The sequence below is a fragment of the Streptomyces sp. NPDC050145 genome (genome assembly GCF_044460245.1).
Lineage (GTDB): Bacteria > Actinomycetota > Actinomycetes > Streptomycetales > Streptomycetaceae > Streptomyces.
The window spans coordinates 59425-72821 of the sequence record NZ_JBITJS010000016.1 but is presented as its reverse complement, the minus strand read 5'-3'; the positions used below and the strand labels follow the sequence as shown (position 1 = coordinate 72821).

The 13397-nt window shown below is 72.0% G+C and carries 9 protein-coding genes; 2 read left to right on the top strand and 7 right to left on the bottom strand.

The genetic code is table 11. The features are described 5' to 3' along the window. Positions 1 to 217: 217 nt before the first annotated feature. Positions 218 to 1633 (bottom strand): proline--tRNA ligase, encoded by a 1416-nt coding sequence (gene proS, locus ACIBTU_RS29090; protein ID WP_399129486.1) that lies wholly within the window; start codon positions 1631 to 1633, stop codon positions 218 to 220. Between the two features lie 156 nt (positions 1634 to 1789). Here proS and ACIBTU_RS29085 point away from each other — a divergent pair, with 156 nt between their 5' ends. Next, entirely contained in the window at positions 1790 to 2575 is a 786-nt protein-coding gene (locus tag ACIBTU_RS29085; RefSeq protein ID WP_399129485.1) for an SAM-dependent methyltransferase, read from the top strand. 19 nt (positions 2576 to 2594) lie between these two features. On the opposite strand, the gene ftsH is transcribed toward ACIBTU_RS29085, so the two are convergent. From ftsH to ACIBTU_RS29055, 6 genes are all read right to left on the bottom strand, one after another. After that, positions 2595 to 4541: an ATP-dependent zinc metalloprotease FtsH gene (gene ftsH, locus ACIBTU_RS29080; protein WP_399129484.1), complete on the bottom strand. Its 1947-nt coding sequence runs from the start codon at positions 4539 to 4541 to the stop codon at positions 2595 to 2597. A 189-nt stretch (positions 4542 to 4730) separates the two neighbouring features. Then, positions 4731 to 6290, bottom strand: coding sequence for a signal recognition particle protein (gene ffh, locus ACIBTU_RS29075; RefSeq protein WP_399129483.1), 1560 nt, complete (start codon positions 6288 to 6290; stop codon positions 4731 to 4733). Positions 6291 to 6427: 137 nt separating this feature from the next. Continuing rightward, on the bottom strand, positions 6428 to 8869 hold the full coding sequence (locus ACIBTU_RS29070) for a [protein-PII] uridylyltransferase (RefSeq protein WP_399129617.1): 2442 nt from the start codon (positions 8867 to 8869) through the stop codon (positions 6428 to 6430). A 36-nt stretch (positions 8870 to 8905) separates the two neighbouring features. Further along, entirely contained in the window at positions 8906 to 9244 is a 339-nt protein-coding gene (locus tag ACIBTU_RS29065; protein ID WP_188336619.1) for a P-II family nitrogen regulator, read from the bottom strand. After that, positions 9241 to 10581, bottom strand: a complete 1341-nt coding sequence (locus ACIBTU_RS29060) for an ammonium transporter (RefSeq protein ID WP_399129482.1) — start codon at positions 10579 to 10581, stop codon at positions 9241 to 9243. Before ACIBTU_RS29060 ends, ACIBTU_RS29065 begins: the two co-directional genes overlap by 4 nt. 197 nt (positions 10582 to 10778) lie before the next feature. After that, positions 10779 to 12263 carry a hypothetical protein gene (locus ACIBTU_RS29055; RefSeq protein WP_399129481.1) on the bottom strand — a complete coding sequence of 495 codons (1485 nt, stop codon included), beginning with the start codon at positions 12261 to 12263 and terminating at the stop codon, positions 10779 to 10781. A gap of 460 nt (positions 12264 to 12723) precedes the next feature. Between ACIBTU_RS29055 and ACIBTU_RS29050 the strand changes: the two genes are divergently transcribed. Beyond that, positions 12724 to 13392 carry a bifunctional DNA primase/polymerase gene (locus ACIBTU_RS29050; RefSeq protein WP_399129480.1) on the top strand — a complete coding sequence of 223 codons (669 nt, stop codon included), beginning with the start codon at positions 12724 to 12726 and terminating at the stop codon, positions 13390 to 13392. Positions 13393 to 13397: the final 5 nt, after the last annotated feature.

Below are 13397 nucleotides of genomic sequence, written 5' to 3'. Positions count from 1 at the left end.
CCCGTCAGTTGTCGCTGATGCGTCCGGACGAGGGCGGGTGCGCCGATCTGCGGAGAAGTCTCACAGCTCGCACCAAGGTGGTGCGTAGTGACCTGTACGCCCGTGCGCGTAGGCGGCCTACGCGCACTGCGGCATACGACTTCATGTGTGACGCAAGAGGTGTTTCGGCCTCTTCCGCAACCCCGGCGCCCCGGAGGCCGTCTTCCCGCCATGGGCCTCAGTAGGCGCGCGCGACGACCGCGACGTTACCCGGTGCGTCATCGGCGTCCGGCACCGCCCCGTCCTCGGCGAGCAGACAGCGCACCGAGGCGCCGTGCTCGGCGAGCGTCTCCTCCCCCTCCGGGCCGAGGGTGGCCCACGGGATGCGGGCCCAGCCGCCGGCGTCGGTCGCCTCGACGGCCTCCGCCACGGTGGTGACGTCGCTGGTGCGGGACACGCGGCGCTCGCGCGACTGGCGCAGGAGCAGCGCCTGGTCCTCCTCCAGGAGGCCGGGCAGCACCGCGGCGAGCGTGTCGACCGCGACCGGCGTCTTGCCGCCGGGGATGCGGCGGGCGACCATCGCCGTCCCGCTCTCCAGGTCGCGGGGGCCGACCTCGACGCGTACGGGGACGCCCTTGAGCTCCCAGTCGACCGCGCGGCGGCCGAACGGGGTGTCGGTGCGGTCGTCGACCTGGACGCGGATCCCGGCGGCCTTCAGGGCGGCGCCGATCTCGCGGACCTTGGCGAGCACCGCCTCGTCGCCCTTGATGGCGAGCACGACGACCTGGACCTGCGCCAGGCGCGGCGGCACCCGCAGTCCGTCGTCGTCGCCGTGCATCATCACCAGGGCGCCGATCATGCGCGTGGTCGACCCCCAGGAGGTCTGCCAGACGAGCTCCTGCCTGCCTTCCTTCGACAAGTACTGGGTGTGGAACGCCTTGGCGAAGTTCTGGCCCAGCTCGTGGCTCGTGCCCATCTGGAGGGCCTTGCCGTCGCCCATCATCCCTTCGAGGGTGAGCGTGTTGATGGCGCCCGCGAAGCGCTCCTTGGCGGTCTTGCGGCCCAGTACGACGTCCATCGCGAGGACGTTCTCCATGAAGTCCGCGTACACGTGGCGGTGGATGCGGGCCGCGAAGTCGCGCGCCTCCTCGTAGGTGGCGTGCGCGGTGTGGCCCTCCTGCCACAGGAACTCCGTGGTGCGCAGGAAGAGCCGGGGCCGCAGTTCCCAGCGGACCACGTTCGCCCACTGATTGATGAGCAGCGGCAGGTCGCGGTAGCTCTGCACCCACTTGGAGAAGTAGTCGTTGACGATCATCTCCGAGGTGGGGCGGACGACGGCCGGCTCCTCCAGCTCCTTGCCGCCGCCGTGCGTGACCACGGCCAGTTCGGGCGCGAACCCCTCGACGTGGTCGGCCTCCTTGGTGAGGTAGGACTGCGGGATCAGAAGGGGGAAGTACGCGTTCTGCGTGCCCGTCTCCTTGATGCGCGCGTCCATGTCCTGCTGCATCCGCTCCCACAGGCCGTAGCCGTACGGTCGGATGACCATCGTGCCGCGCACCGGTCCGTTGTCGGCCAGTTCGGCCTTGGTGATCAGGTCCTGGTACCAGCGCGGGAAGTCGTCCGCCCGGGGGGTGAGAACAGGTGCTTTTGCCATGGCGCGCATGCTACGGCCGGACCTGGACCCCGGGGCACCGGTTTTCGCCCGGATGCCGGAACGCCTCTGGACGGGACGGCCCGCGCGCAGTTCTCTGGCTTACGGGGAACGACAACGGACAACTCACCGGTGACTCCCGGCGGATGGGGCCCTTCCATGACACCTGCGCTCGCGCCCGGCGTGGACCCGCACGCACGCGCGCGTGACTGGGCGGAGATCCAGGAGCGGATGCTGGTCCCGCTCTACGAGGCGGTGTACGCACGGCTCGAGGTGGGCCGGGCCACGCGGCTGCTGGCACTCGGCTGCGGAGCCGGGCTTGCGCTCGTGATGGCGGCCGCGCGGGGCGCCCGCGTGGCCGGGATGGAGAGCGCCTGCCCGGAGCGGCTCGCGCTCGCCCGGGAGCGGCTGCCGGACATGGAGACGCGGCCGCGCCTCATGGAGGGCGCCGCCCCGGAGGCGGAGGACGCGTCCTACGGGCTGATCACGGCGTTCCACCCGATCGGCTGCGCGGACGGTGACGCGGAGGACCTCTCCGCGCTGCTGCGCGAGGTCGTGCCGTCGGCCGGGAAGGGCGCCCTGGTGGTGCTCACCGGCTGGGGTCCTCCGGAGTGCTGCACGACGTCGTCCGTCCTGAAGGTGGCCAGGAAGCTCGCCGATCCCCTGCGCGGGGCGCCCGGCCGGGGTGCCGCCCTGGAGGAGGTGGCCCGGCGCGCGGGGCTGTGCCCCGAGGGGTCCGGCCGGGTGGCGTGCCCCTTCGGGTACGCGGACGCGGACAGCGCCGTACGGGGGTTGCTGTCGACGGGGCTCTTCGACGCGGCGGCCGCGGCGACGGACCCGGTTCAGGTCGCCAAGGAGATCACGGAGGCGCTGCAGCCGTACGTCCGCGCGGACGGCACGGTGTGGATGCCCAACGTGTTCCGGTACCTGATCGCCCGTACGTGACCGGTCGGCCGGTCGGCGGTCAGTCGATGTCCTTGAAGAGGCGGGTGACGCCGGCGATCCGGTAGGCGTCGGCCTCCTCCAGCGTCTCGTTCTCCAGGAGGGCCGCGGCGAGCGCGTCCAGCTTGTCGCGGTTCTCGCGCAGCTTGTGGCAGGCCTCCTCGTAGCACTCGTCGACGATGCGGCGCATCTCGCCGTCGATGACGTCGAGGGTGTCGGGCGCGGCGGACAGTCCGTAGGCCTGCTGGGCGTCGCTCGGGAGGGCCGAGAGACGGCCGACCTTCTCGCTCATGCCCCAGCGGGCGACCATGCCGCGCGCGATGTTGGTGACCTGTTCGAGGTCGTTCTCGGCGCCGGTGGTGACGACTCCGTAGACGACGTGTTCGGCGGCCATGCCGCCCAGGGCGCCGATGATGCGGCCGCGCAGGTACTCCTCCGTGTACGCGTACCGGTCGGCGTCCGGGGTGGAGAGGGTGACGCCGAGGGCGCGGCCGCGCGGCACGATGGTGATCTTGCGGACCGGGTCGGCGCCGGGCTGGAGCATGCCGAGGAGGGCGTGGCCGCTCTCGTGGTACGCGGTGCGGCGGCGCTCCTCCTCGGGCATGACCAGGGGCCGCTCGGCGCCCAGCTGGACCTTCTCCAGGGCTTCGGAGAGGTCGGTCTGGGTGACCTGGGGCTGCTTGCGCTTGACGGCGATGAGGGCGGCCTCGTTGGCGAGGTTGGCGAGTTCGGCGCCGGTCATGCCGGGCGTCGTCCGTGCCACCTGGGCGAGGTTCACGTTCTCGGCCATCGGGATCTCGCGGGTGTGGATCTTGAGGATGGCCTCGCGGCCGTCGCGGTCGGGCGGCGAGACGTTGACGACGCGGTCGAAGCGGCCGGGGCGGGTCAGGGCCGGATCGAGGACGTCGGCGCGGTTGGTGGCGGCGATGACGATGACGCCCTCGGAGCCGCTGAAGCCATCCATCTCGGTGAGGATCTGGTTCAGCGTCTGCTCGCGCTCGTCGTGGCCGCCCATGCCGCTGCCGCCGCCGCGGGCCCGCCCGATGGTGTCGATCTCGTCGATGAAGATGATCGACGGGGCGACCTTGCGGGCCTCCGCGAAGAGTTCCCGTACGCGCGAGGCGCCGACGCCGACGATCATCTCGATGAACTCGGAGGCGGACGCGGAGAAGAACGGCACGCCCGCCTCGCCCGCGACGGCCCGCGCGAGCAGCGTCTTGCCGGTGCCGGGAGGGCCCGCGAGCAGCACGCCGCGCGGCATCTTGGCGCCCATCTTCCGGTAGGCGTCGGGGTTCTTGAGGAAGTCCACGACGTCGTTGAGCTCGCCCTCGACCTCGTCGATGCCGGCGACGTCGGCGAAGGTGGTGCGCTTCTTGCCGGGCTCCAGCTCGACCGGCTTGGGCGGCTGTTTGCGGCCGAGCATGCCGCCCGCGCCGCCCATGCCCTGGCTCATGCGCCGCGCGATGAAGATCCATAGGAAGACGAGGAGCAGCATCGGGGCGAGCGAGATGAGCAGGTTGGACAGGAAGCTGCGCTGCTGGACGACCGGCTCGGCCGTCACGGTGACGCCGTGCTTCTCCAGGTTCTCCCAGAGCTTGTCGTCGGCGAAGGAGGGGCGCTGGGTCTTGAACTTCGTGTACTTCTTGCTGTCCTTGTCGCTGCCGTCGGGCGTGGGCTGCTCCTTCTTGAGCTGGCCCTGGATCGCGTCGCCCTTGGCGTAGATCTTGCTGACGTTGTCGTCGGCGACCTGCTTGCTGAACTCGGTGTACGAGATGGTCGGCTCGCCGCCCGAGCTGAAGAAGGACAGCACCAGGTTGGCGATGAGGTAGACGACCAGCGCGGTCAGGATGAGGCCGCCCCAGCCGCCGGGCATCTTGCGCTTCGGCGGTTGCGGCGGAGGGGGCGGAGGGGCGCCTTCGGATCGCCAGGGCTGGTCCGTGCGGTCACGCGGGGGTACGGGGTTCGCCACGCCTGCCTCTCCTCCTGTGCCGCCTGCCGTCGGGGCGCCGCGGAGCGCCGGCCGGGCTGATGGGCCTTGGGCCCATGACCGCACAGTTCCGGGGACCTCGCCACCCGGGTGGACCGGGTCACCCCCGCGCATGCGAGAGGGGCGCCCGCATCGCGCGAGCGCCCCTCTCCCCTGCTGTTCCGCGGCAGGTCAGCCCATGAACTTCTTGAACTCGTCGGGGAGCTCGAAGTCCTTGCCGCCCTGCTCGGCCGCGCCCGGCAGGCCGAGCGCGCCGCCGGCCTCGGCGGCGGCCGCGCGACGGGCGGCCTCGTCCTGCTCCTGCTGCTTGCGCTTCATCGGGTTGCCCGAACGCTGCTTGCCCTTGGCCTTCTTCGGCTGCTTCTTCTGCCGGCCGGGGCCGCCGCCCATGCCCGGCATCCCCGGCATGCCCGGCATGCCGCCGCCCTGGGCCATGCGGGACATCATCTTGCGGGCCTCGACGAACCGCTCGATCAGGTTCTTGACCGCGCTGACCTCGACACCGGCACCCTTGGCGATACGGGCGCGGCGCGAGCCGTTGATGATCGCGGCGTCCGCGCGCTCGGCCGGGGTCATCGACTTGATGATCGCGGCGGTGCGGTCGACGTCGCGCTCGTCGAGGTTGTTGATCTGGTCCTTGATCTGGCCCATGCCCGGGAGCATCCCGAGCAGCTTCGAGATCGAGCCCATCTTCCTGACCTGCTCCATCTGAGCCAGGAAGTCGTCGAGGGTGAAGTCCTGGCCCTTCTTGGAGGCCAGCTTCTCGGCCATCTTCTCGGCCTCTTGCTGCGAGAAGGTCTGCTCGGCCTTCTCGATCAGCGTGAGCATGTCGCCCATGCCGAGGATGCGGGACGCCATGCGGTCCGGGTGGAACGCGTCGAAGTCGTCCAGCTTCTCGCCGTTGGAGGCGAACATGATCTGCTTGCCGGTGACGTGCGCGATGGAGAGCGCAGCACCACCGCGGGCGTCGCCGTCGAGCTTCGACAGGACCACACCGTCGAAGCCGACGCCGTCGCGGAAGGCCTCGGCCGTGTTGACCGCGTCCTGACCGATCATGGCGTCGACGACGAAGAGGACCTCGTCGGGGCTGACGGCGTCGCGGATGTCCGCGGCCTGCTGCATCAGCTCCTGGTCGATGCCCAGGCGGCCGGCGGTGTCGACGACGACCACGTCGTAGACCTTGGACTTGGCGTACTCGATGGAGTCCTTGGCGACCTGGACCGGGTCGCCCACCCCGTTGCCCGGCTCCGGGGCGTAGATGCCGACGCCGGCGCGCTCGGCGACGACGCTCAGCTGGTTCACGGCGTTGGGGCGCTGGAGGTCACAGGCGACGAGCAGCGGCGAGTGGCCCTGCGACTTGAGCCAGTGGCCCAGCTTGCCCGCGAGGGTGGTCTTACCGGCACCCTGCAGACCCGCGAGCATGATCACGGTCGGGCCGGTCTTGGCGAACCGCAGCCGGCGGGTCTCGCCGCCGAGGATGCCGATGAGCTCCTCGTTGACGATCTTGATGACCTGCTGGGCAGGGTTCAGCGCCTGGGAGACCTCGATCCCGAGGGACCTCTCCTTGACCTGCTTGATGAACGCACGGACGACGGGCAGCGCGACGTCGGCCTCGAGCAGCGCGATACGGATCTCACGCGCGGTGGCGTCGATATCCGCCTCGGAGAGGCGGCCTTTGCCCCGGAGGGATTTGAAGGTATTCGCCAAGCGGTCGGAGAGAGTATCGAACACGGCGCTCGTCGGTCCTTGGGGTCGGGGACGGAGAATCGCCCTCCAGAGTATCTGGCCGCGCAAAGCAATCGTCCCCGCCCACCGGATCGGGTGAGCGGGGACACATCTACGCGCGCGTGGGGAGCAGTCCGAGGCGGTCAGCCCCTGAGCGCCGCCTCCAGGGCCATGGCCAGCTCGGCGGCCTCCTCCGGCGGGAGCGGGGCGCCCTCCGGACCGGTGACGTAGAAGGCGTCGACCGCGTTGGCCCCCAGCGTCGAGGCGTGCGCGGACCGCACCCGTACCCCGGCCGTCTCGAACGACCGCCCGATCCGGTGCAGCAGCCCGGGCGCGTCCTGGGCCCGTACCTCGATGACCGTGGCGAGCCGGGACGCGGCCGGCGCGACGGTCACCCGGGGCGGCGGCGGGACGACCCCGCGGCGCCTGGGCTGGGCCGCGTCACGCTCGGCGAGCCGGGACACGATGTCGAGCGAGCCGTCGAGGGCGCGGACCAGATCGGCGCGCAGCCGGGCGGCCTGGGGCAGCGAGCCGTACTCGGCGGAGACCCGCCAGTCGAGCAGCAGGACGGTGCCGGGCATGTCGCCGGGCGGGGTGAGCGAGCGCAGTTCCGCCGTGCGCACGGTGAGCCGGTGCAGGGCGAGGACCCCGGCGACGGCGGGCAGGACGCCCGGCCGGTCCGGCACGGCGATCAGCAGTTCGACGCCGAGCGGCTCCGGGTCGGCGGGCTCGGCCGGGACGGACTCCATCTGTGTGTGCAGGGCGAGCACGGGCCCGCCCGTGCGGAACGCCTCCACGGCGAGCCGTTCCTGCTGTGCGGTGGGTTCGGCGGCGTCCGGGTCGACGGGCTCGTCGCCGGTGAGCACGGCGGCGGCCCGCCGGACCAGATCGGCGACGAGCGAGGCCCGCCAGGACGACCAGGCGGCGGGCCCGGTGGCCAGCGCGTCCGCCTCGGTGAGGGCGTGCAGCAGTTCCAGGGTGCCGACCGAGCCGACCGCGTCGGCCACCGCCCGGACCGTCTCGGGGTCCTCCAGGTCGCGCCGGGTGGCGGTGTCGATGAGCAGCAGGTGGTGCCGGACGAGCGTGGCGAGGACGGCGGTGTCGGCACGGTCGAAGCCGATGCGGGAGGCCACGTCGCGGGCGATGACCTCACCGGCGACCGAGTGGTCGCCGGGCCAGCCCTTGCCGATGTCGTGCAGCAGCGCGGCGACGAGCAGCAGGTCGGGGCGGCCGACGTGCCGGGTGAGGGTGGAGGCGCGGACCGCCGTCTCGACGAGGTGCCGGTCGACGGTCCAGGTGTGCACGGCGTTGCGCTGCGGCCGGCAGCGGACCCGCTCCCAGTCCGGGAGCAGCCGCGTGATCAGTCCTTCCGCCTCCAGCGCCTCCCACACCTCGACGGTCGGCCGGCCCGCGCCGAGCAGCGTCACGAGCTGTTCCCTGGCCTCGGCGGGCCAGGGTGTGGGCAGCGGGCGGGCGGCCTGGGCGAGGCGGCGCACGGCGTGCAGGGAGAGCGGGAGTCCGGCCTGGGCGGCCGCGGCGGCGGCGCGCAGCGGCAGCACCGGGTCGCGTTCGGGCCGGGCGGCGCGGGCGAGCACGGCCTCGCCGTCCATCTCGACGACGCCCTCGGCGAGCGGCGAGCGCTCGGCCGGTGCGGCCTTGCCGCCGCTCAGCATGGCGCGCAGCCGGGGCCGCACGGAGCGGGATCTCAGGACGCGGCCGACCTCGCGCCAGGTGACGTCCGTGGCGTACGCGACGGTGCGTGCGGCCTCGTAGACCTGGCGGAGCAGGGTGTCGGCGTCGAGGAGGTCCAGGTCCCGCGCGACCTGGTCCTGTTCCTGGAGGGCGAGGCGGTCGGTGGCGCGGCCCGTGGCGAGGTGCAGGGCGTCGCGGACGTCGAGGAGGCGGCGCCGCGCGTCGGCGAGTCCTTCGCGGGGGGCGTCGGCGAGCCAGGAGGCGGCGACGGCGCGCAGGGCGGTGGCGTCGCGCAGGCCGCCGCGGGCCTCCTTGAGGTCGGGTTCGAGGAGGTACTGCAGTTCACCCTGGCGTTCGGCGCGCTCCTCGCACAGCTCCCGGAGCTCGGGCAGGCGCTTGGGTGCCTGGTTGCGCCAGTCGGCGAGGACGGCGGTGCGCAGGCCCGCGGTGACGCCGAGGTCGCCCGCGACGTGCCGGGCGTCGAGGAGGCCGAGGTGGACCTTGAGGTCGTCGCCCGCGGTCTTGCGGGCCTCGGCGGGGGTACGTACGGAGTGGTCCAGGGCGAGGCCCAGGTCCCAGACCGGGTACCAGAGGCGGTCGGCGAGCGCGGCGATCTCGCCGGGTCCGGCGGTGCCGTCGTGCAGCAGCAGAAGGTCGAGGTCGCTGCGCGGGGAGAGCTCGCCGCGCCCGTATCCGCCGACGGCGACGAGCGCGGTGCCCGGGACCGCGGTGCCGAACAGTCCGGCGAGCCAGTCGTCCGTCAGTGCGGCGAGGGCGGCACGGCGCGGCGGCCCGGGCCGCGCGTCCCCTTGGAGGAGGCGCAGCCGGGCCGCCGCGTAGCCGCTGGGCGCAGCGCTGTCGTCGTCCGCTGCTTCGGTCGGTACGTCGTTCACACTCGTCACCCGGCGGCTCCCGTTCGCTTCGTGGTTCTAGAGGGCGTCCGGGCCGCGCTCGCCGGTCCGGACCCGTACGGCCGTCTCGACGGGGACGGCCCAGACCTTGCCGTCGCCGATCTTTCCGGTGCGGGCGGCCTTGACCACGACCTCGACGAGCTGGTCGGAGTCCTCGTCCTCGACCAGGACCTCGATGCGGATCTTGGGGACGAGGTCGACGGTGTACTCGGCGCCGCGGTAGACCTCGGTGTGGCCGCGCTGGCGGCCGTAGCCGCTGGCCTCGGTGACGGTCAGGCCCTGGACCCCGAAGGCCTGGAGGGCCTCCTTGATCTCGTCGAGCCGGTGCGGCTTGACGACCGCGGTGATGAGCTTCATGCGTCCACCTTCTGGGAGTCCTGGGCGGCCGGGGCCGGTACCGCCGAGCGGGCCGCGATGCCGCCGCCGGCGCCGCTGAAGTCGTAGGCGGTCTCGGCGTGCTCGGCCTGGTCGATGCCGGCGACCTCGTCGTCCTCGCTGACCCGCATGCCGATGGTCTTGTCGAGGGCGAAGGCGAGGATCGCGGAGACGATCAGGGAGTAGGCGAGGACACCGCCGACTCCGGCCAGCTGCTTCCAGAGCTGGTCGAGGCCGCCTCCGTAGAAGAGGCCCTTGGCGTCGGACTGGCCGCCGCCGGTGGCGAAGAAGCCGATGAGGACGGAGCCGATGATGCCGCCGACGAGGTGGACGCCGACGACGTCGAGGGAGTCGTCGTAGCCGAACTTGTACTTGAGGCCGACGGCCATGGCGCACAGGACGCCCGCGATCGCGCCGATGGCGATGGCGCCGAGCGGGGAGCAGGAGCCGCCGGAGGGGGTGATGGCGACGAGGCCCGCGACGGCTCCGGAGGCGGCGCCGAGGGAGGTGATCGCGCCGTGCCGGATCTTCTCGTAGGCGAGCCAGGCGAGCATGGCGGCGGCGGTCGCGACCTGTGTGTTGACGAACATGAGCGCGCCGACGCCGTCGCCGTTGCCGAGCCAGGAGCCCGCGTTGAAGCCGAACCAGCCGAACCAGAGCAGGCCCGCGCCGAGCATCGTCCACGGCAGCGAGTGCGGCCGCATCGGGTCCTTCTTGAAACCGACGCGCTTGCCGATGACGAGGATGACGCCGAGGGCCGCGGCGCCCGCGTTGATGTGCACGGCGGTGCCGCCGGCGAAGTCGATGACGCCGAGCTCGAAAGCCCAGCCGCCGGCGCCCCACACCCAGTGGGCGACGGGGAAGTAGACGAGCGTGACCCACAGGGTGATGAAGGCCGCCCAGGCGGTGAACTTCACCCGGTCCGCGAGGGCGCCGCTGATCAGGGCGGGCGTGATCACGGCGAACATCAGCTGGAAGACGGCGAAGACGTAGACCGGGATCGTGTAGCCGTCCCAGAGCTGGGTGAGGCCGATGCCGCTGAGGCCGACGAAGTCGCCGTCCCAGCCGATCAGCGACCCCTTGTCGGTGCCGAAGGCGACGGAGAAGCCGTAGAGCACCCAGAGGATCGTGACGATCCCGAGGCTGATGAAGCTCATCATCAGCATGTTCAGGGTGCTCTTGACGCGGACCATGCCTCCGTAGAAGAAGGCGAGGCCCGGGGTCATGAGCATCACCAGGGCGGAACAGATGAGCATGAAGCCTGTGTCGGCGGACGACAGTGCGGGGCTGTCCGCCGCAAGCGTGATGGCTGGTGCCATCGGCGTCTCCTCGTCGTTTCGTGCGGCCCCGTGCGGGCGAAGCCTGAGCGGTCATGAGGGGTGGGCCGGTTATGCGCCAGACTCTGGCCGCCCGCCGTTTCGGCGGGCGCCCCTCGATGTTTCGCCGCAGTGACGAAGAGGTCGTGCGTGTTACGCGTGGATGACGCGCGGATGGTCCCTGGTGGGCCGGTGCGGTCTCAGACCGCGGCTTCGGCGGTCTCGGGCAGGTGGACGGCGAGCTGGTCGGTCAGGTGGATGACCTCGGCGATGCCGCCGAAGTCCCGCACGGCGGTGTCCACGGTCTTGCGGATGCGCGTGTTGACCCGCTCGGAGCGGACCTTGCGGGCGATCCCGAGGGCCTGCTCGGCCAGGACCGTGGACTGCTCGGGCTCCTTCTGGAGGAGGTGCACGGTGGCCATGCCGATCAGGTTGAGCGCGTAGGAGCGCTGGTGCTCCGGGTCCTTGCCGAACAGCTCGACGGCCCGCTTCATCAGCGGCTCGGCCATCGTCGCGTACGTGGGGCTGCGGCCGGCCACGTACGCGAGGTCGCGGAAGGAGTGGCTGTTCTCCCCGTGCAGCTCGGCCTCGGAGAAGAAGCGGATCCAGTCGGGGTCCGGCTCGTCCCAGTCGTCGGCGTCGCTGAAGGTGTCCTCGGCCATCCGCACGGCGCGCTTGCACTTGCTGGGCTGCCCCATGTTCGCGTACGCGCGGGCCTCCATCGCATACAGCATCGACTGGGTGCGCGGACTGGCGCAGTCCCGACTGCCGTACTGGGCGAGGTGGATGAGCTCAAGCGCGTCCTCGGGGCGGCCGAGGTGGATCATCTGGCGGCTCATGCTGCTGAGGATGTACGAGCCGAGCGGCTTGTCGCCCGCTTCCTTGGCGGCGTGCAGGGCGAGCACGAAGTACTTCTGGGCGGTGGGCTGCAGGCCCACGTCGTAGCTCATCCAGCCGGCCAGCTCGGCGAGCTCGGCGGCGACCTTGAACAGGCGGCGGGTGACGGCCTCCGGCTGGGGCTCCTGGAGGAGGTCGGTGACCTCGTGGAGCTGGCCGACGACGGCCTTGCGGCGCAGACCGCCGCCGCACTGGGCGTCCCACTGGCGGAACATGACGGTGGTGGACTCGAGGAGGTCCAGCTCCGGCTTCGAGAGGCGATTGCCCCGGCGGCGGCTGTCGAGGTCGGTCACGGGCTCGGGCTTCGCCGCCCCGCCCGGGGTCGGCACGAGCCAGCGCTGCATGGGCTCGACCAGGGAGGGGCCCGCGGCCAGGGCGAGCGAGCTGCCGAGGAAGCCGCGGCGGGCCAGCATCAGGTCGCTGCGCGAGAACTCGCCGATCAGCGCGACCGTCTGCGGTCCGGTCCAGGGCAGGTCGACGCCGGACACGGAGGGCGACTGGTGCGCGGCGCGCAGCCCGAGGTCCTCGACGGCCACGACACAGCCGAACCGCTCGGAGAACAGCTCGCTGAGGATCCTGGGGATCGGCTCGCGCGGGTTCTCCCCGTCGAGCCAGCGCCGGACCCGGGAGGTGTCGGTGGAGATGTGGTTCGCACCCAACTGGCGGGCCCGGCGGTTCACTTGACGTGCCAGCTCGCCCTTGGACCAGCCGCTGCGCACGAACCACGAGCCGAGGAGCTCGTTCGGGCGCTTCTCAGCGTTCGTCACGCTTCCGCCGCTGCCGCCCACTGGAACGCCCCCATTCTGAATCCGACCAAGACGCTCGACGCCAAGCCCTGCCCAGCCGCTCTTGTCCGCAAGCACTATCAAGGATGCCGTCAAGAACGGCCTCCCGTCCGGCAGTTGTCACTCTCCGGAGAGAAAACCGACTTGCCTGCGGCATACCCACGAGTGCGTCTACCCCGAACTTCGTGCACTGAAAGTAATCCTACGATCACCCCTCCGGCGAGGGAGAACCCGGAAACGCCACCATTCGCCACCCCTTCGAATGAACTGCGCGACGGCGCCGCACGATTCACTTGACATAGGACAGCCGGAAGTGGGCGGACCGGGGTGCGGCAGGGCGCGTCGCGCCGGGCGCACCACCCCCGATGCGACCGAGCGCCGCCTCGACCGGGCGACGTGAGCAGCGGGTCACGATCCGATTCCACTACGTAACCACCGGCGCGCGGGACCCGTTGGAGGGGGCATGGGCTTCACGATCGGCGGCATCCGTGAGTTGCGGACGGGCTCACGTCGCCGCGGCCGCACGTCCGGCCGCACCTCGGACTGCACGCACGTCGCCGAGTTCACCGGCCTGTGGGGCTGGGACGTCGTCCCGGGCGCGCGGGCCGCGGGCGGCGCGTGCTCCTGCGGCCGGGCCGACTGCCCGGCGCCGGGGGCGCATCCGCTCGATCCGTCAGTGACGGTGCCGGCGGGCGCCACGCTCGGCGAGGTGACCGAGACATGGAGCCGCTTCCCGGGGGCCGCGGTCCTGCTTCCGGTCGGCCGCGCGTTCGACATCATCGACGTGCCGGAGGCGGCGGGACGGCGGGCGCTGATCCGTCTGGAGCGCATGGGGCTGCCGCTCGGCCCGGTCGTCGCCACGCCCGAGGGCCGGGTGCACTTCTTCGTGGCGCCGGGCGCCGCCGCCGAGCTGCCCGCGCTCCTGTACCGCATGGGCTGGGACGACGCGGCGCTCGACCTCCACGCCCTCGGCCCCGGTACGTACATCACGGCGCCGCCCTCGGACCGCGCCGGCCTGGGTCCGACGAGCTGGCTGCGCCCGCCGTCCCTGGACACGGCCGCCCAGCCCCCGCAGGCCCGCCTCCTCCTGGGCACCCTGGCGTACACGGCCCACAGGTCGCCCTGCGTGTAGCCCTG

Excerpts from the sequence above, each read along its gene's own strand:
- ACIBTU_RS29085 (WP_399129485.1), top strand. The coding sequence starts at position 1,790 with ATGACACCTGCGCTCGCGCCCGGCGTGGACCCGCACGCACGCGCGCGT.
- ACIBTU_RS29060 (WP_399129482.1), bottom strand. The coding sequence starts at position 10,581 with ATGGCACCAGCCATCACGCTTGCGGCGGACAGCCCCGCACTGTCGTCC.
- ACIBTU_RS29065 (WP_188336619.1), bottom strand. The coding sequence starts at position 9,244 with ATGAAGCTCATCACCGCGGTCGTCAAGCCGCACCGGCTCGACGAGATC.
- ACIBTU_RS29050 (WP_399129480.1), top strand. The coding sequence starts at position 12,724 with ATGGGCTTCACGATCGGCGGCATCCGTGAGTTGCGGACGGGCTCACGT.
- proS (WP_399129486.1), bottom strand. The coding sequence starts at position 1,633 with ATGGCAAAAGCACCTGTTCTCACCCCCCGGGCGGACGACTTCCCGCGC.